This is a genomic window from Ramlibacter humi, assembly GCF_004681975.1.
GTDB classification, from domain to species: Bacteria; Pseudomonadota; Gammaproteobacteria; order Burkholderiales; family Burkholderiaceae_C; genus Ramlibacter; species Ramlibacter humi.
In genome coordinates, this window is sequence record NZ_SMLK01000001.1 from 831,438 (window position 1) to 848,209 (window position 16,772).

General features: G+C 69.6%; 19 protein-coding genes. 14 read left to right on the plus strand and 5 right to left on the minus strand.

Features of this window, described 5'->3' with window-relative positions; genetic code table 11:
• Positions 1 to 17 precede the first annotated feature (17 nt).
• Positions 18 to 461: a DUF192 domain-containing protein gene (locus EZ216_RS03775; protein ID WP_135248226.1), complete on the plus strand. Its 444-nt coding sequence runs from the start codon at positions 18 to 20 to the stop codon at positions 459 to 461.
• Positions 462 to 525: 64 nt separating this feature from the next.
• Here the strand turns inward: EZ216_RS03775 and EZ216_RS03780 are convergent, their stop codons facing one another.
• Both EZ216_RS03780 and xseA read right to left on the minus strand, forming a co-directional pair.
• A complete protein-coding gene (locus tag EZ216_RS03780) occupies positions 526 to 1,107 on the minus strand; it encodes a superoxide dismutase (RefSeq protein ID WP_135248227.1) in 582 nt (193 codons plus the stop codon).
• A gap of 55 nt (positions 1,108 to 1,162) precedes the next feature.
• On the minus strand, positions 1,163 to 2,455 hold the full coding sequence (xseA, locus tag EZ216_RS03785; protein ID WP_135249109.1) for an exodeoxyribonuclease VII large subunit: 1,293 nt from the start codon (positions 2,453 to 2,455) through the stop codon (positions 1,163 to 1,165).
• Positions 2,456 to 2,785: 330 nt separating this feature from the next.
• Between xseA and EZ216_RS03790 the strand changes: the two genes are divergently transcribed.
• The 6 genes from EZ216_RS03790 (at position 2,786) to adk (ending at position 6,574) form a co-directional block, all read left to right on the plus strand.
• Complete coding sequence (locus EZ216_RS03790) at positions 2,786 to 3,412, plus strand: MotA/TolQ/ExbB proton channel family protein (protein WP_135248228.1); 627 nt, start codon at positions 2,786 to 2,788, stop codon at positions 3,410 to 3,412.
• A 7-nt stretch (positions 3,413 to 3,419) separates the two neighbouring features.
• Positions 3,420 to 3,848: an ExbD/TolR family protein gene (locus EZ216_RS03795; protein ID WP_135248229.1), complete on the plus strand. Its 429-nt coding sequence runs from the start codon at positions 3,420 to 3,422 to the stop codon at positions 3,846 to 3,848.
• A 4-nt stretch (positions 3,849 to 3,852) separates the two neighbouring features.
• Entirely contained in the window at positions 3,853 to 4,854 is a 1,002-nt protein-coding gene (lpxK, locus tag EZ216_RS03800; RefSeq protein WP_135248230.1) for a tetraacyldisaccharide 4'-kinase, read from the plus strand.
• On the plus strand, positions 4,835 to 5,041 hold the full coding sequence (locus tag EZ216_RS03805) for a Trm112 family protein (RefSeq protein ID WP_135248231.1): 207 nt from the start codon (positions 4,835 to 4,837) through the stop codon (positions 5,039 to 5,041). The genes lpxK and EZ216_RS03805 overlap by 20 nt, the downstream gene beginning before the upstream one ends.
• A 4-nt stretch (positions 5,042 to 5,045) precedes the next feature.
• Complete coding sequence (gene kdsB, locus EZ216_RS03810) at positions 5,046 to 5,807, plus strand: 3-deoxy-manno-octulosonate cytidylyltransferase (protein WP_239024264.1); 762 nt, start codon at positions 5,046 to 5,048, stop codon at positions 5,805 to 5,807.
• 110 nt (positions 5,808 to 5,917) lie between these two features.
• Positions 5,918 to 6,574, plus strand: coding sequence for an adenylate kinase (gene adk, locus EZ216_RS03815; protein WP_135248233.1), 657 nt, complete (start codon positions 5,918 to 5,920; stop codon positions 6,572 to 6,574).
• 12 nt (positions 6,575 to 6,586) lie between these two features.
• Here adk and EZ216_RS03820 read toward each other — a convergent pair whose 3' ends face one another.
• On the minus strand, positions 6,587 to 7,516 hold the full coding sequence (locus tag EZ216_RS03820) for an asparaginase (RefSeq protein ID WP_135248234.1): 930 nt from the start codon (positions 7,514 to 7,516) through the stop codon (positions 6,587 to 6,589).
• Between the two features lie 79 nt (positions 7,517 to 7,595).
• Between EZ216_RS03820 and lexA the strand changes: the two genes are divergently transcribed.
• Positions 7,596 to 8,270: a transcriptional repressor LexA gene (gene lexA / locus EZ216_RS03825; protein ID WP_135248235.1), complete on the plus strand. Its 675-nt coding sequence runs from the start codon at positions 7,596 to 7,598 to the stop codon at positions 8,268 to 8,270.
• A gap of 120 nt (positions 8,271 to 8,390) precedes the next feature.
• Complete coding sequence (locus EZ216_RS03830) at positions 8,391 to 8,702, plus strand: hypothetical protein (RefSeq protein ID WP_135248236.1); 312 nt, start codon at positions 8,391 to 8,393, stop codon at positions 8,700 to 8,702.
• Between the two features lie 18 nt (positions 8,703 to 8,720).
• On the opposite strand, the gene EZ216_RS03835 is transcribed toward EZ216_RS03830, so the two are convergent.
• On the minus strand, positions 8,721 to 9,233 hold the full coding sequence (locus EZ216_RS03835; protein WP_135248237.1) for a DUF1993 domain-containing protein: 513 nt from the start codon (positions 9,231 to 9,233) through the stop codon (positions 8,721 to 8,723).
• 108 nt (positions 9,234 to 9,341) lie between these two features.
• Here EZ216_RS03835 and EZ216_RS03840 point away from each other — a divergent pair, with 108 nt between their 5' ends.
• Both EZ216_RS03840 and EZ216_RS03845 read left to right on the plus strand, forming a co-directional pair.
• On the plus strand, positions 9,342 to 10,349 hold the full coding sequence (locus EZ216_RS03840) for a D-2-hydroxyacid dehydrogenase family protein (RefSeq protein WP_135248238.1): 1,008 nt from the start codon (positions 9,342 to 9,344) through the stop codon (positions 10,347 to 10,349).
• 5 nt (positions 10,350 to 10,354) lie between these two features.
• The gene (locus tag EZ216_RS03845; RefSeq protein ID WP_135248239.1) at positions 10,355 to 11,551 is read left to right on the plus strand and encodes an MFS transporter; all 1,197 of its coding nucleotides are present in this window, start codon (positions 10,355 to 10,357) and stop codon (positions 11,549 to 11,551) included.
• A 16-nt stretch (positions 11,552 to 11,567) separates the two neighbouring features.
• On the opposite strand, the gene EZ216_RS03850 is transcribed toward EZ216_RS03845, so the two are convergent.
• Positions 11,568 to 13,577, minus strand: coding sequence for a type IV pilus assembly protein FimV (locus tag EZ216_RS03850; protein WP_135248240.1), 2,010 nt, complete (start codon positions 13,575 to 13,577; stop codon positions 11,568 to 11,570).
• A gap of 66 nt (positions 13,578 to 13,643) precedes the next feature.
• Between EZ216_RS03850 and EZ216_RS03855 the strand changes: the two genes are divergently transcribed.
• The 3 genes from EZ216_RS03855 (at position 13,644) to EZ216_RS03865 (ending at position 16,772) form a co-directional block, all read left to right on the plus strand.
• On the plus strand, positions 13,644 to 15,164 hold the full coding sequence (locus EZ216_RS03855; RefSeq protein WP_135248241.1) for a 3-hydroxyacyl-CoA dehydrogenase: 1,521 nt from the start codon (positions 13,644 to 13,646) through the stop codon (positions 15,162 to 15,164).
• Positions 15,165 to 15,168: 4 nt separating this feature from the next.
• Positions 15,169 to 15,948: an oxepin-CoA hydrolase, alternative type gene (locus tag EZ216_RS03860; RefSeq protein ID WP_135248242.1), complete on the plus strand. Its 780-nt coding sequence runs from the start codon at positions 15,169 to 15,171 to the stop codon at positions 15,946 to 15,948.
• A 104-nt stretch (positions 15,949 to 16,052) separates the two neighbouring features.
• Complete coding sequence (locus EZ216_RS03865) at positions 16,053 to 16,772, plus strand: Crp/Fnr family transcriptional regulator (protein WP_135248243.1); 720 nt, start codon at positions 16,053 to 16,055, stop codon at positions 16,770 to 16,772.

A 16,772-nucleotide genomic window follows, 5' to 3' on the forward strand; every position in this document is an offset into this window, starting at 1 on the left:
GCCGCACAATCCGCCCGATGAAAGCCGTCCTCCCCCTCCTGCTGGCCGCGTTGGCCTTTACCGCGTCGACCCAAGCCCAAGACCAGCCCCAGAGCGGCCTGCCGCGCGTGAAGCTTTCAGCCGGCATGCACCAGATCGACGCGCAGGTCGCGCTGACCCCCGACCAGCGCGCCACCGGCCTGATGTTCCGAGAGCAGATGCCCCAGCACGAAGGCATGCTGTTCGTCTTCGAGCAGCCCTCGCAGCAATGCTTCTGGATGAAGAACACCCTGCTGCCGCTCTCGGCCGCCTTCATCGCCGACGACGGCACCGTGGTGAACATCGCCGACATGAAGCCGAAGACGCTGGATGCCCATTGCTCCGAGAAGCCCGTGCGCTACGTGCTGGAGATGAACCAGGGCTGGTTCGCCCACCGCGGGATCAAGGCGGGCACGAAGCTCTCCGGCAGCCCGTTCAAGTAACGGGCTGCCAATGAAAAAAGGCCCGCGGATGCGGGCCCCTTTTCATCGGCGCGGAGCGTCCGCTTCAACCGAAGTTCTTCGCCGCGAAGTCCCAGTTCGCCAGCTTGTCGAGGAAGGTCTCGACGAACTTCGGGCGCAGGTTGCGGTAGTCGATGTAGTAGGCGTGTTCCCAGACGTCCACCGTCAGCAGCGCCTTGTCGGGCGTGGTCAGCGGCGTGCCGGCGGCACCCGTGTTGACGATGTCCACGCTGCCATCGGGCTTCTTCACCAGCCAGGTCCAGCCGGAACCGAAGTTGCCGACGGCCGACTTCACGAACGCCTCGCGGAAAGCCGGGTAGCTGCCCCACTTCTTGTTGATCGCATCGGCCAGCGCGCCGGTGGGCTCGCCGCCGCCGTTGGGCTTCATGCAGTTCCAGAAGAACGTGTGGTTCCAGACCTGTGCGGAGTTGTTGTAGATGCCGCCGGAGGACTTCTTGATGATCTCCTCGAGCGTCATGCTCTCGAACTCGGTGCCCTTCTGCAGGTTGTTCAGGTTCACCACATAGGCGTTGTGGTGCTTGCCATGGTGATACTCCAGCGTCTCCTTGGAGTAGTGCGGCGCCAGCGAATCGATCGGATACGGGAGCGGAGGCAGGGTGTGTTCCATGACGGGTCCTCGAGTTGGTGTTGGAGTCGGAGTCAAGAGCCGCCGATTCTAGGCACTAAAGCAGCCGCGGCTGCGACACCGTCAGATCAACCTCGCCCTCGGCAAGGGTCCCGTGCAGCGGTTGGCCTGGCCGCGTTTGCGCGGCGCGCGTGACCACGTGTCCGTGCTCGTCGGTGAGCAGTGCATAGCCGCGGCGAAGCACCAGCTTGGGGTCGAGCAGTTGCAGCCGCAGCTCGGCGCGATGGAGCCTCTCGCGCTCGCGCTGAAGCCGCCGGGCCAGTGCGTCGCGCTTGCCCGATTCGCGTTGCGTCAGCACCGCGCCCGCGCGTTCCCCACGCAGTTGCACCGCATGCCGCAAGCGATCGCCGAGTTGCGCCACCTGGCGCTGCAAGCCGGCAAGACGGGACGACGGTCGCCCCAGGCGCCCAGCGGCCAGATCGAGCCGCTGCTCTGCAACGTCCAGCCGACGGGTCACCAGGCTCGACAGCAGCTCACCCGCCCCGTCGAGCTGGCGCAGCAACTCCGCGCGCGGCACCGACACCAGTTCGGCCGCGGCGGTCGGCGTGGGGGCACGCAAGTCGGCGCAAAAGTCCGCGATGGTCACATCGGTTTCGTGGCCCACGCCGCTGACCAGCGGCACGGGGCTGCGCACGATCGCGCGCGCCACCACCTCTTCGTTGAACGACCACAGGTCCTCGATGGAGCCGCCGCCGCGCACGAGCAGGATCACGTCGACCACGCCCGCTTCGGCTTGCCGGTACAGCGCTTCAAGCGCCGCCACGATCTCGCCGGCGGCCTGAGGCCCCTGCACGGCCGTCGGCGCGAGCACCACGGGGATGTGGGGCACGCGACGGCGCAGCGCCGTCGCCACGTCGTGCAGCGCGGCCGCGCCGAGCGAAGTCACCAGCCCGATGCCGCGCGGCTGCCTGGGCAGCGGCCGTTTGCGGTCTTCGTCGAACAGGCCTTGCGCTTCAAGATCCGCCTTCAGGCGCAGGAACCGCTCGTACCAGGCGCCCTGCCCGGCCCGGCGCAGGTTTTCCACGACGAGCTGCAGGTCGCCGCGCGGTTCATAGACGGTGATGCGGCCCTGGACTTCGACCAGGTCGCCATCCCGCGGCGTGAAATCCAGCAGGCCGGCGGCGCGCCGGAACATCGCGCAGCGCAGCTGGCCTTGCGGATCCTTGAGCGAGAAGTACAGATGCCCGCTGGAAGCGCGCGAGAAGCCCGAAACCTCGCCGCGAACCGCGACGGGATTGAGCCTGGCGTCCAGGAAGTCAGCAACGGCGCGGCACAGCGCGCCGACTTGCCAGATTCGCGGCGACGGTGCTGGGTTCTGGCCGTCGACCATCAGCAACGGCGCGGCCCGGGACGCTTCCGGGCCGCGAAACTAGTCCACAGAGGGCCGGCCGCAAGGCCAAACCGCACGGCAGCGTGGCAAAGCTCAGATTCTGTGGAGCAACTCATTGATTTCAAACGATTTTTCCGTGCTGAAAATGTCATCGGACTGACATCCTGAAGCACTGGCGCGGCCTGGCGGACCGGGGGGCGGTGCTTCTGCACAAAGTTGTCCACAGGAACTGTGGGGCGCTTCCTACGCCACATCGCTTTTTTCCTACAGCTTGCGGCGTCCCCCATAATCGCGCCCACCTTTGCATTTCCCAGCGCGGCGGAGTCCCTTTTGCTGTCGATCATACAAGCCGCAGGCTGGCCGATCTGGCCTCTTCTAGCCTGTTCCATCCTGGCCCTGGCCCTCGTCATCGAGCGTTTCCTCAGCCTCAAGACGGCCCGCGTGGCGCCGCCCAAGCTGCTGGACGAAGCCATCGCCGTTTCCCGCTCATCCGTGCCGACGCCGGAAGTCGTTGCCCAGCTCGAGCAGAACTCGGCGCTAGGCGAGGTGCTGGCCAGCGGCTTCCGCGCGCTCAACAGCGATCCGCGCTGCAGCGAATCGGACCTGCGCTCGACCATGGAAGGCACCGGCCGGGCCGTCGCGCACCGGCTGGAGCGCTACCTGAGCGCGCTGGCCACCATCGCGTCAGCAGCCCCGCTGCTGGGCCTGTTCGGCACGGTGGTCGGCATGATCGAGATCTTCGGTTCGCAGTCCGGCACCTCCACCGGCAGCAACCCCGCGCAGCTGGCGCACGGCATCTCGGTCGCGCTCTACAACACGGCGTTCGGCCTGGTCATCGCGGTTCCCGCGCTGATCTTCTGGCGCTACTTCCGTGCGCGCGTCGACTACTACCTGCTGACGCTGGAACTGGCGTCGGAGCGCTTCGTGCGCCACCTGCTCGCGCTGCGCCGCGCCTGAAGCCGACATGAATTTCCGCTCGCGCCAGAACGAGGAACCGGAGATCAACCTGATCCCGTTCATCGACGTCCTGCTGGTCGTCCTGATCTTCCTGATGCTGTCCACGACGTACAGCAAGTTCACCGAGCTGCAGCTGCGCCTGCCCGTGGCGGACGCCGACGCCCAGCGCGACTACCCGCGCGAGGTGGTGGTGGGCGTGGCCGCCGACGGCCGCTACACGGTGAACAAGGTGCCGGTGAACGGCCGCGGCCCCGAAGTGCTGGCCGGCGCGATGGCCGAAGCCGCCAAGGCGGGCAAAGACAGCGTCATCATCGTCAGTGCCGACGGCGCCGCGCCGCACCAGTCGGTCATCACGGTGCTGGAAGCGGCACGCCGCTCCGGCCTCAACCAGGTCACCTTCGCAGCGCAATCGTCGGCCCAGGCCGGCGGCCGCTGAGCGCATGGGCGGGGCGCTGCGGCGCGCCTGGCTGCGCCGCGGTCCCCTCGCCTGCCTGCTCTTCCCCCTGAGCCTGCTGTTCGGCGCGATTGCCGCCGCGCGGCGCCTGCTCTACCGCCTCGATCTGCTTCACGCGCAGCGCGCACCGGTGCCGGTGATCGTCGTCGGCAACGTGATCGCCGGCGGCGCGGGCAAGACGCCGGTGGTGATCGCGCTCGCCTCGCATCTGCGCAGCCGCGGGTTCAATGTGGGCGTCGTCTCGCGCGGCCATGGCCGCAAGACGAACGACGTGCGCGAGGCCCGGCCCTCGGACGATCCTTCATGGACCGGCGACGAGCCGCTGCTCATCGCGCGCAGCGCCGGCGTTCCGGTGTTCGTCGGCGCCGATCGCCCGCAGGCCATCGCGGCGTTGCTGGCCGCGCACCCCGCGACGCAAGCGATCGTCAGCGACGACGGCCTGCAGCATCTCGCGATGGCGCGCGACATCGAAATCGTCGTGTTCGACGCGCGCGGCATCGGCAACGGCTGGCAGTTGCCGGCGGGACCGCTGCGCGAGCCCTGGCCTCGTCACGCCGACCTGGTGCTGCGCACGCACGAGACGCCAGGCATCGAAGGCCACGAAGTCCGCCGCAAACTCGCGGCCGTCGCGCGGCGCGCTGACGGCGCAACCCGCCCTTTGGAGGCCTTCAAGGGGCAGCCCTGCGATGCGCTGGCCGGCATCGCCGAACCTTCGCGATTCTTCGACGCGCTGCAAAGCGCGGGCGTCGAACTGCGCCAACGATGGGCGCTGCCCGATCACCACGATTTTGCCGCGCCCGGTCCATGGGCCACGCACGCCGACGTGCCACTGCTCTGCACCGAGAAGGACGCGGTCAAGCTCTGGCGCGCTTTCCCGCAAGCATGGGCCGTGCCGCTGGAGATCGACATCGCTCCCGCGTTCTGGCAGCAGCTCGATCGGCTGCTGGACGCAAAGCTATCATCGACGCATGGACCCCAAGCTGCTTGAGCTGCTCGTGTGCCCGGTGACCAAGGGCCACCTCCACTACGACCGCGCGCGCCAGGAACTGGTGTCGCGCAGCGCGCGGCTCGCCTACCCGGTGCGCGATGGCATCCCGGTCCTGCTCGAGGAAGAAGCGCGCACGCTGTCCGACGAAGAGCTCGAGCACCTGCCTTCGCGCACGCCGCTGGCCTGACGCCGTGGGCTTCACCGTCCTGATCCCGGCGCGGCTCGCGTCCAGCCGGCTGCCGAACAAGCCGCTGGCCGACATCGCGGGCAAGCCCATGGTCGTGCGCGTGGCCGAGCGCGCACGCGGTTCTTCGGCCACGCGCATCGTCGTGGCCGCCGACAGCGAAGCCATCCTCCGGGCTTGCCGCGACCATGGCGTGCAGGCCGTGCTGACCGATCCCGCCCATCCCTCCGGCACCGACCGCCTCGCCGAAGCCAGCCGCGTGCTCGGCCTGCCGGACGACGAGGTCGTGGTCAACGTGCAGGGCGACGAACCGCTGATCGATCCTTCGCTCATCGACGCCGTGGCCGCGCTGCTGGACCAGCGCCGCGACGTGCCGATGGGCACCGCCGCCCATCCGCTGCACGCCGTCGAAGAGTTCACCAACCCGAACGTGGTGAAGGTGGTCACCGACGCGCAAGGCATCGCGCTGTACTTCAGCCGCGCGCCCATCGCGTGGTGGCGCGACGGCTTCGCGGGCGGCATCCGTTCGCTGCCCGATCCCGCGCCGCTGCGCCACGTCGGCATCTACTCGTACCGCGCGGGGTTCCTGCGCACCTTCCCTGCGCTGCCGCCGGCGCCCCTGGAAGGGCTGGAAGCGCTGGAGCAATTGCGCGCGCTGTGGCATGGCCATCGCATCGCGGTGCACGTGACGCAGGACGCGCCTGGCCCCGGCATCGACACGCCCGAGGACCTCGAGCGGGTGCGCGCCGTCTTCATGGCAAGCCCGTAAGGCCCCGCAAGGGGCGCGTGCTATCCTCAAGCGCAACAAGCGCGAAGGCCCCGCGCAGGGAGACAACCAGGGGTCCGAAGCGCCCGCTTCACCACCATCCGAGGACTTCCATGAGACTGATCTTGCTGGGCGCGCCGGGCGCGGGCAAAGGCACCCAGGCAACCTTCATCTGCCAGAAGTACGGCATCCCGCAGATCTCCACCGGCGACATGCTGCGCGCCGCGGTGAAGGCCGGCACGCCCCTGGGGCTGGCCGCGAAGAAGGTCATGGACTCCGGCGCCCTGGTGGGCGACGACATCATCATCGGGCTGGTGAAGGAACGCCTCGCGCAGCCCGACTGCGCCAAGGGCTTCCTGTTCGACGGCTTTCCCCGCACCATCCCGCAGGCCGACGCGATGAAGCAGGCCGGCGTGAAACTCGACTACGTGCTGGAGATCGACGTCCCGTTCGAAGCCATCGTCGAACGCATGAGCGGCCGCCGCTCGCACGTGGCCAGCGGCCGCACCTACCACGTCAAGTTCAACCCGCCCAAGGTGGAAGGCAAGGACGACGTCACCGGCGAACCGCTGGTGCAGCGCGAGGACGACAAGGAAGAAACCGTGATGAAGCGCCTGCAGGTCTACGCCTCGCAGACGCGCCCGCTGGTGGACTACTACGCGGGCTGGGCCAAGACCGATCCCGCCAACGCGCCCAAGTACCGCGCCATCAGCGGCGTCGGCACGGTGGAAGAGATCACCGCGCGCGCACTGGCGGCGCTCTCCTCCTGATCCCCCGGCGGCTCAGGCCGCCAGCAGATCCAGCACCAGATCGATCCGCGCCTTCGCCGGCGTGAGCGCGCTCGCGCGCAGCGCGCCTGTCGGTGTGCCGACGATCGTGCCATCCAGGCAGCGGCTGGCGCGCGCCAGGCGCACGCCCTTCTCTTCCGCCCTGCGCAGCGCCGATTCCAGCTCGGAATTCAGCGAGCCGTTGCCCGTGCCCGCGGCGACAAGACCTCGCACGCCCGCAGCGACCAGCGCATCCACCACGCGGCCGTCCGCGCCCGCACCGCTGGTGACGATCTCCACCCAGGGCCATTCGCTCGCGGCCTGGATGCGCGCCGCCAGCGTGCCTTGCGGCCGGGTCTGCGGCCAGGCGCGCAACTGCCGCACGTGGCCCGCTTCCACGTAGCCGACCGAGCCCGCATCGCCCGACCCGAAGGCATCGAGACGATGCGGGTGCACCTTGCGCACGTCCGCCGCCCCATGCACCTGGCCCGCGCAAACCACGACAGCGCCTCGCGCGCCCGGGTGCCGAGCCACGGTGAACGCATCCACCAGGTTCTGCGGGCCGTCAGGTGAGATGGCGGTGGCCGGCCGCATCGCGCAGGCCAGCACGATGGGCTTCGCGGGCGCCAGCACGCGCTGCAGGAACCACGCGGTTTCCTCGATGGTGTCGGTGCCGTGCGTGATCACGATCGCCTGCACGTCGTCCTGAGCAAGGGCCTCCGCGCAACGGGCCGCGAGCTTGCGCAGCACGTCGAACGACAGGTCCTTGCTGTCGATCTGCGCCACCTGCTCGCTGGAAACCGACACGCCCGCCAGCAGCGGAATGTCCGCCAGCAGGTCCTTCACCGCCACCTCGCCCGCCTTGTAGCCGAGGTGGTCCGACGCATCCGCGCCACGCCCGGCGATGGTTCCGCCGGTACCCAGCACAACGATCCGTTGAGCCATCAGTTGCACTCTTTCACGAAACTGGTTAAAAATACAGCCTACTGGATGGGCAGCCAGTGACTCGCCCAAGGAGCCCGCAATGAACGAGACCCCGAAGCTCACCGCACGCCAGCAACAGATTCTGGACCTGATCCAGTCGGCCATCGCCCGCACGGGTGCGCCGCCCACCCGCGCCGAGATCGCGGCCGAACTGGGCTTCAAGTCCGCCAACGCGGCCGAAGAGCACCTGCAGGCGCTGGCTCGCAAGGGCGTCATCGAACTGGTCAGCGGCACCTCGCGCGGCATCCGCCTCAAGGGCGAGACGCTGCGCTCCATCCACGAATCGCGCTTCGCGCAGTTCTCGCTGCCGCTGCCCAACCTCGCGCAGCTGGCCCTGCCCCTCATCGGCCGCGTGGCCGCGGGCTCGCCCATCCTGGCGCAGGAACACGTCGACCAGACCTACTACGTGGAAAGCAGCCTGTTCCAGCGCCGTCCCGACTACCTGCTGAAGGTGCGCGGCATGTCCATGCGCGACGCCGGCATCATGGACGGCGACCTGCTCGCGGTGCAGGCCACCAAGGACGCCAAGAACGGGCAGATCGTGGTGGCGCGCCTGGGCGACGAAGTCACCGTGAAGCGCTTCCGCCGCAACAAGCACCTGATCGAGCTGCACGCCGAGAACCCCGACTACCCCACCATCGTGGTCGAGCCGGGCGAACCGTTCGAGATCGAAGGCCTGGCCGTCGGCCTGATCCGCAACACCATGCTGATGTAACCCCCGCCGGCAGGCAGCAGGTGGCGGGCGTATGGCGCATGGCGCGCCATCACCCTGCGCCGGCCGGCACCGTTCGCAATCTCGCCTGTGTTCGACCCCTGGATTCAAAAGGAAAGCGACATGGGAACCACTCTCCTCTTCACCCTCGCCCGCACGCTGCGCGCCTGGATCGGCCGCATGCAGTTGCGCCGCTCCGGCGCGCCCATCGACCTGCGTCCGCTGGCCACCACGCGGCTGCACACCGCGGCGGGCCGCGGCCACGTCGCCTGGCCGCCCGCGGGCGCCGCCCTCACGCGTCCGCTTCGCGTGCTGCGCGTGGTCGACGCGCAGCACGGCCCCAGCAGCGCGGGCCGCATGGTCATCTCCGGCCGCATGGCCGACGTGTGTGCCGAACTCGACCGGCTGGCCGCGCAGGAAGCAGCCGCGGCCTGAGCGAGTGGCGGCGCGCCTTCAGCGCGCGCCGACCAGGTAGTCCAGCTTGCCCAGCTCCACGCCGTTGTGCCGCAGGATCGCGTACGCGGTGGTCATGTGGAAGAAGAAATTGGGCAGCGCGTGGTGCTTGAGGTAAGCCTCGGCCTTCATCGTGCGGGTGGTTTCGCGCCCGGTGGGGATGGTGACCTCCTTCTCCTCGGTCCCATCCAGCTTCGCGGCGGGCACGCTTTCCAGCCACTCCAGCGTCTTCGCGACACGGGCCGTCAGGTCGTCGAAGCTGGCTTCGTTGTCCTCGAACTTGGGCGCGTCCACGCCGGAGATGCGCGCCACGCACAGCTTGGCGGAATCGCAGGCGATCTGCACCTGGCGGCTGAGCGGCAGCATGTCCGGCGCCAGACGCGCCGTCACCAGCACCTGCGGATCGAACTTGCGCGCCTGCGCGCTCGCCAGCCCCTTGGCCAGGATGTGCGAAAGGTTCTGCAGGCCGGTGCGGAAGATCGGCAGGCTGGCCGACGACATGGAAATCGACATCGAAAATCTCCTTGGTTCGCTGTTCGCGTGAAACGAGGCCGCCATGCTAGCGGCGCGGCGGCAACTCTGCAGGGCGCGGGCCGATGGGCCGCAGGGCACAATCGCGCCATGAACATCGTGATCCTCGACGACTACCAGGACGCGGTCCGCAAGCTGCGCAGCGCAGCCAAGCTCGAGGCCTATCCCGCCAAGGTCTACACCAACACGGTCAAGGGCATCGGCCAGCTTTCCGTCCGGCTGCGCGACGCCGACGTCATCGTGCTGATCCGCGAACGCACGCACATCACGCGCCAGCTGCTGGAAAAGCTGCCGCGGCTCAAGCTCATCTCGCAGACCGGCCGGGCCGGCTCGCACATCGACGTCGAAGCCTGCACCGAGCGCGGCATCGTCGTGTGCGAAGGCACCGGCTCGCCCGTGGCGCCGGCCGAGCTGACGTGGGCGCTGATCATGGCGGCCATGCGCCGGCTGCCGCAGTACATCTCCACGCTCAAGCACGGCGCCTGGCAACAGTCGGGCATGAAGTCGGCGTCCATGCCGGTCAACTTCGGCCTGGGCATGGTGCTCAAGGGCAAGACGCTAGGTATCTGGGGCTACGGCAAGATCGGCCAGATGGTCGCCGGCTACGGGCGTGCCTTCGGCATGCGCGTGCTGGTGTGGGGTCGCGAGGGATCGCGTTCGCGCGCGGAAGCCGACGGCCACGAAGCCGCCGAAAGCCGCGAGCAGTTCTTCGCCGAAAGCGACGTGCTCAGCCTGCACGTGCGGCTGAACGACGAAACGGCCGGCCTCGTCAGGCTGGAAGACTTCGGCCGCATGAAGCCCACTTCGCTCTTCGTCAACACCTCGCGCGCCGAGCTGATCGAGCACGACGCGCTGATCGCGGCGCTCAACCGCGGCCGCCCCGGCATGGCCGCGGTCGACGTGTTCGAGAGCGAGCCCATCCTGCAGGGGCATGCGCTGCTGCGGCTGGAAAACTGCATCTGCACGCCGCACATCGGCTACGTCGAGCAGGAAAGCTACGAGCTGTACTTCGGCGCCGCCTTCGACAACGTCGTCAACTTCATCGAGGGCCATCCCACCAACGTGGTGAACCCGGCGGCCCTGCAGGTGCGCCGCTAGCGCGCATGGCCGACCCCGCCGCCCTCGCCACGCCGTCCGTGCGCGAACGCGCGGCGCTGCCACCGGTGCTGTGGCCGCTGCTGTTCGGCAACTTCGTCATCGGCGCGGGCGTGATGGTCGTGCCCGGCACGCTCAACGAGATCAGCCATTCGCTGCGCGTGACGCCGGCCACGGCGGGCCAGCTCATCACGGTAGGCGGTGTCGTCATGTGCCTGGGCGCGCCGCTGCTGGCGGCGCTCGTCGCCGGCTGGGACCGCCGCCGGCTGCTGGCGCTGTCCATGCTCTGGTATGCGCTGCTGCACCTGGCTTGCGCCTGCGCGCCCGACTTCGCCACGCTCATCCCGCTGCGCGCGCTGGCGGTCATTTCACCCGCCATCTTCACGCCGCAGGCTGCGGCCTGCGTGGGCCTGCTGGTGCCGCCGCAGGACCGCGGCCGCGCCATCACCTTCGTGTTCCTCGGCTGGTCGGTGGCTTCGGTGCTGGGCATGCCGCTGGGCGCGTACATCGGCGGCGTGCTGGGCTGGCGGGCCGCGTTCGTGGCGATCGCCGCGTTGTCGCTCGTCGCAGGTGTGTGGGTCTGGCGCACGCTGCCCGACGGCGTGAAGCCGCCCGCCCTGTCCCGCCAGGCCTGGGCGCAGGTGTTCGCGTCGCGGCCGCTGATGCTGTGCGTGGCGGTCACCACGCTCTATTCGGCCGGCCAGTTCGTGCTGTTCTCCTACCTGTCGCCGTACTACCGCCAGGTGCTGGATGCCTCGCCCGGCACGCTCAGCCTGATGTTCATGTGGTTCGGCCTGTTCGGCTTCATCGGCAACATGGTGATGTCGCGCAACATCGATCGCATCGGTGCCGACCGTTCGGTGCTGCTGGCGGTCGGCGCCATGGCCCTCAGCTTCATCGTGTGGCCTCTGGGCACCACCCTCCTGACGATGGCGGCCGTGGTCGTGCCCTGGGCACTCGGCTGCTTCTCTTCCAACTCCGCGCAGCAGGCGCGCCTGGTGGGCATCGCGCCCGCACTGGCCGCCGGCTCGGTGGCGTTGAACAGCTCGGCGATGTACGCGGGGCAAGCCATCGGCGCCGCCGGCGGCGGCTGGCTGATCGCGAACCAGGGCTTCGGCGCGCTGCACTGGGCGGGGCTGGTGGGGCTGGCCGCATCCATGGCGGCCAGCGTGCTGGCCACGCGCGCCGGCCTTCGCGCGGCCTGAGGCCGCGCCGGCCCGCTCACTCGCGGGTCTTCTTCGTCTTCATCGAGCTGACGTCCATGTCCGGCAGGTCGAAGTCCAGCATGTTGGAGTCGGGCGCCTCGATGGTGGGAAGGCCCACCAGCGGCTCGTCGGGCGGCGTGGCCAGGTCCAGGTCGATGTCCAGGCCGAAGCCGCCGTCGGCGGGACCTTCCTCCGCGGACAGCGGATGGATGTTGGTGGCCGAAAAGCCGGGCGGCTGCGAAATGCCGCCCAGGTCGCCGAAGGAAGAAGGCGCCACCTCGCGGCCCAGGAGCTCCTCGCCCACGTGGTGCAGCATCAGCAGGTCGCGGTACGCGGCCAGGCTGAAGGCCGGCCGGCCGTCGCCGGCGGGCGAGCGGAAGATCGAATCCTCGATCACGTCCAGCACGCGGCGCGAAGGCCACAGCGCCGTGATGCGCGCGACCGCGTTGGGGTAGTCCTCCAGGCCGCCTTCGCCGTCCAGGTTTTCGTAGTCGGCAAAGTCCGGCACCCTGGCGTTGAAGTTCCTCTCGAACTCGCCGCGCGTGTAGTCGAATTCCTCCTCGCGCCCCAGCCGGTGGTAGATGCCCAGCAGGTCCAGCCAGGCCACGGCGCTGGTTTCGGGGTTCATGCCGATGTGCGAGCGCAGCACCTCGATGGCGCGCTCGTGCTCGCCCAGCGCCATGAAAAAGTCGGCTTCCTGCTGCACGTCGTGCAGCTCCTCCGCCTTCATCGATCGCAGGCTGACGCCATGGCTGTCCTGGAAGTCGCGGCCGTGCAGGAAGGCGCGCGGCTCCTCCATCGGCGGCTGCGGAATCACCTTCAGCGGCTGCGTCCTCGCTGCGGACAGCGCGGGCTCCGCCGCGACATCGAAGTCCGGATGGACCGGCGCCGATGGCACAGCGACCTGCTTCGGTGCCGGTGCCTCGGCGTCCGCACGGCGCAGCGGTTCTGGCGCGGGTGGCAAGTCATGCGGCAGGCTGTCCTGCGCGTCGCCCGGCCGCCACCATTCGGTGTGCACGAAGCCGCCCCGGCGCCACGCATACGCGGCGAATGCGATGGCGGCCAGCAGCAGCACCGCCAGCGCGAAGACGAGCGGATTGGCATAGCGCTGCGCTTTCGCTTCCTCCACCTGTGCCTGCACCCGCGCCAGCGCGGCGTCCTTGCGGGAGGCGCCGGCGCGCAGCTCGGCCACTTCGCGCTCCAGCGCCGCGACCCGCTGGGAATCGCGCAGCAGCGCCTGCGGGTCCGCGTTCAGCGCGCGCCACAAGGCCTGCGCCACGGCGCGCTGCTCCGGCGAGCCTTCGCCCGTGGCCAGCACGTCGGTCTGCCGCAACCTGGGATCCGCGGCCGGCGACAGGTCCAGCGGCTCCAGCTCGAGCTTGGCCTTGTTGCGCGCATCGGCTGCGCGTTCACGCGCGGGTGCCTTTGCAGCGGGACGGGTGGCCTCGGCCGCTGGCCGGCTGGACGCTTCGGAGGCCGCGGACTGGCGAGCACGCGCAGGCGCGGCCATTGGGGACGGAGCTTCCTGTGCCGCCGCACGCGCACCGCGCTGGGGACGCGCGGCAACCGCCGCGGACGGACGCGCCGCGGGCGCTTCGGCCGCAGGCGCGGGCACCGGCACTGCAGCCACCGCGCGGGCCGTCTCCGGTTGCAGGCTCGGCTGCTCGGACAACAGCACGACCTTGCGCGTCAACCTGCTTGTGCAGCCCAGGTGCACGTACACCGTCACGACGGGTTCGTTCACCGCGACGGGCGATCGCACGCGGATGCCGGCCCCTGTGTTCGAAGGAAGCAGCTCGGCCGAGACCCTGTTGGGCTCCACCCGGGTGTCGCCATAGAAGACTTCCGCGCCCACGCATTCGGGGGGCGGATCGCCGGGTTCGAACAGGACCGGCAATCCAACCTCGAGCGGGCGGCCGATGAGCGCCACCCCTTGGGCACGGCCCAGCGAAAGACCCCACGCCGACGCCGCCGCGAACCCGGCAAGCGCCAAGGCCAGGGTGCGCGTAACGGACAGCGTCTTCATCCGCTGGAATTCTTGCACAGCCCTGCTGACCAAAGGCCCGCTTGTGCGCACCCCGATAATCGCCCGATGCCGATCCAGTATGAAACCGTGGCCGTCGTGGGCACGGGCGCGATGGGCCAGGGCATCGCCCAGGTCGCCGCGCAGGCGGGCAGCCGAGTCCGCCTCTACGACACCCAGCCGCAAGCCACCGAGAAAGCGGTCAAGGCCATCGGCGCCCAGTGGGATCGCCTGCTCGAGAAGGGCCGCATGGACGCCGATGCGGTGGCCGCCGCCAAGCAGCGCCTGCTGCCCGCCAACGACATCTCGCAGCTGGCCGACTGCTCGCTGGTGGTCGAAGCCGTGGTCGAGCGGCTCGACGTCAAGCGCGAACTCTTCGCGCGGCTCGAGGCCGTGGTCGCGCCCGATGCAGTGCTGGCCAGCAATACCTCGTCGCTGTCCGTCACCGCCATCGCCGCCGGCCTGGAGCGGCCGCAGCGAGTCGCCGGCTACCACTTCTTCAACCCGGTGCCGCTGATGAAGGTGGTGGAGGTCGTGGCCGGGTTGCGCACCGATCCCGCCGTCTGCGAGAAGCTCGCCGCCTACGCGCGCGAGTTCGGCCACCAGGCGGTGCAGGCGCAGGACACGCCCGGCTTCATCGTCAACCACGCGGGCCGCGGCTACGGCACGGAAGCGCTGCGCATCGTGGGCGAAGGCGTGGCCGACTTCGCCACCATCGACCGCATCCTGCGCGACCAGGTGGGCTTCAAGCTCGGCCCGTTCGAGCTGATGGACCTGACGGCGCTGGATGTGTCGCACCCGGTGATGGAGTCCATCTACCGCCAGTACTACGACGAGGCGCGCTACCGCCCGAGCGTCATCACCGCGCAGCGCCTGGCCGGCGGCGTCGTGGGTCGCAAGTCGGGCGAAGGCTTCTACAAGTACACCGACGGCAAGGCGCAGGTGCCCGTCGAGCCCGCGGCGCCCCAGGTGGACGAGCTGCCCCCCGTCTGGGTGTCCACGCGCGCGGCGCGCCGCCAGGAGGTCTACCAGCTGCTCAAGGACCTGGGCGCGAAGATCGAGACCGGGCAATCGCCCTCGCCCACTGCGCTGTCCATCGTGGCACCGCTGGGCTTCGACGTGACCACTGTCGCGGTGGTGGAACGCCTGGACCCGGCGCGCACCGTCGGCATCGACATGCTGGTGGAGGACGCGGCCACCAAGCGCCGCGTGCTGGCCACCAACCCCGCCACGCGCGCCGACATGCGCGACGCGGCGCATGCGCTGTTCGCGCGCGACGGCAAGCCGGTCAGCGTCATCCGCGATTCGGCCGGCTTCGTCACCCAGCGCGTCGTCGCCACCATCGTCAACATCGCGGCCGACATCTGCCAGCAGCGCATCTGCACGCCGCAGGACCTGGAGACCGCGGTCACGCTGGGCCTGGGCTACCCGATGGGTCCGCTCGCGATGGGCAACCGCTGGGGCCCGGCCAACGTGCTGGAAGTGCTGTTCAACATGCAGACCGTGTACGGCGACCCGCGCTACCGTCCCAGCCCCTGGCTGCGCCGCCGCGGCGCCATCGGGTTGTCGCTGCTGCAGGAAGAGGCTTAAGACCATGCCGGCCGAGCTCAAGAGCACCAGCCAGGGCGCCACCATGGTGCTGACCATCCGCAACCTGGAGCAGCGCAACGCGCTTGGGCCGGAGATCTACGCCGCCGGCGTCGAAGCGCTGAACGTCGCGGACAAGTCGCCCGAGGTTCGCACCGTGGTCATCACCGGCGAAGGCGGCATCTTCTGCGCGGGTGGCAACCTGCAGCGCCTGCAGGCCAACCGGCAGCAGCCGCCCGAGGTGCAGGCGCAGAGCATCGAAGGACTGCACAACTGGATCGAGGCGATCCGCAGCTTCCCCAAGCCGGTGATCGCGGCGGTCGAAGGTCCGGCCGCGGGCGCGGGCTTCTCGCTCGCCTTGGCCTGCGACCTGATCGTCTCGGCCGATGATGCGGTGTTCGTCATGGCATACAGCAACGTGGCGCTGTCGCCCGACGGCGGCGGCACCTGGTCGCTGGCGCGCATGCTGCCGCGCCAGCTGGCGGCTGAACTGCTGCTGTGCGGCGAGCGCGTGGGCGCCGGGCGCCTGCACGAACTCGGCGTCGTCAACCGCGTCGTGCCCCGCGGGTCGGCGCTGCCCGAAGCGCTGGCGCTGGCGGAGCGGCTGAACGACCGCGCGCCGAACTCGCTGGCCAGCATCAAGGAGCTGCTCAACGAAGCCGCGCAAGCGCCGCTGCACCAGCAGCTGGCCGCCGAGCGCGACCACTTCGTGCGCAACCTGCACCACGCCAACGCGGGCATCGGCATCGCCGCGTTCCTGGCCAAGGACAAGCCGAAGTACGGCTGAGTCCCGGCCGCGCGCGCCACTGCCGCGCAGGTGACAACCCTGAGCGGCACGCTCCGTCCCCCGCGCGACAATCCCCGCGCGCCCAGTCGCTTGCAGGACAGACCATGGACGAGCCCATTCTTACGATCGAGGAACGAGAGGCCATCAACGGCGGCCGCTGGTTCTCCTCGCTGTCGCCGTCGCTGCGCCATGACATCCTGCGATGCGCTTACGTCAAACGCTACAAGGACGGCGACCTGATCGCCGCACGCGGCGATCCGCCGGAGGACTGGATCGCCTGCGCCCGCGGCGCGGTGCGCGTCAGCTCAACGTCCATCTCCGGCAAGCAGATCACGCTGACCTACGTGGAGCCGGGCATCTGGTTCGGCGACGTGGCCATCTTCGACGGCGACCGGCGAACGCACGACGCGTATGCGCATGGCGACACGTCCATCGTGTGCGTGGCCAAGGCCGATTTCCGCAAGATTCTCGCCTCGCACGTCGAGCTGTACGAAGCCATGCTGCGGCTGCACGCGCGGCGCATCCGGCAGCTGTTCGGCCTGGTGGAAGACCTCAACACCCTGCCCCTGCGCGCGCGCCTGGCCAAGCAGCTGGTGCACCTGGTGCGCAGCTACGGCGTGCCGCAGCTGGCCGACGGCAGCGAGATGCGCATCGGCCTGCACCTGGCGCAGGAAGAGCTGGCGCAGCTGCTGGGCGCGTCGCGCCAGCGCGTGAACCAGGAACTGAAGGCCATGGAACGCGAGGAAGTCATCCGCATCGAGCCCGGCGGGCTGGTGGTGCGCAACCGGGACGCGCTGATGCGCATCGTCGAGGCGGACGCCTGA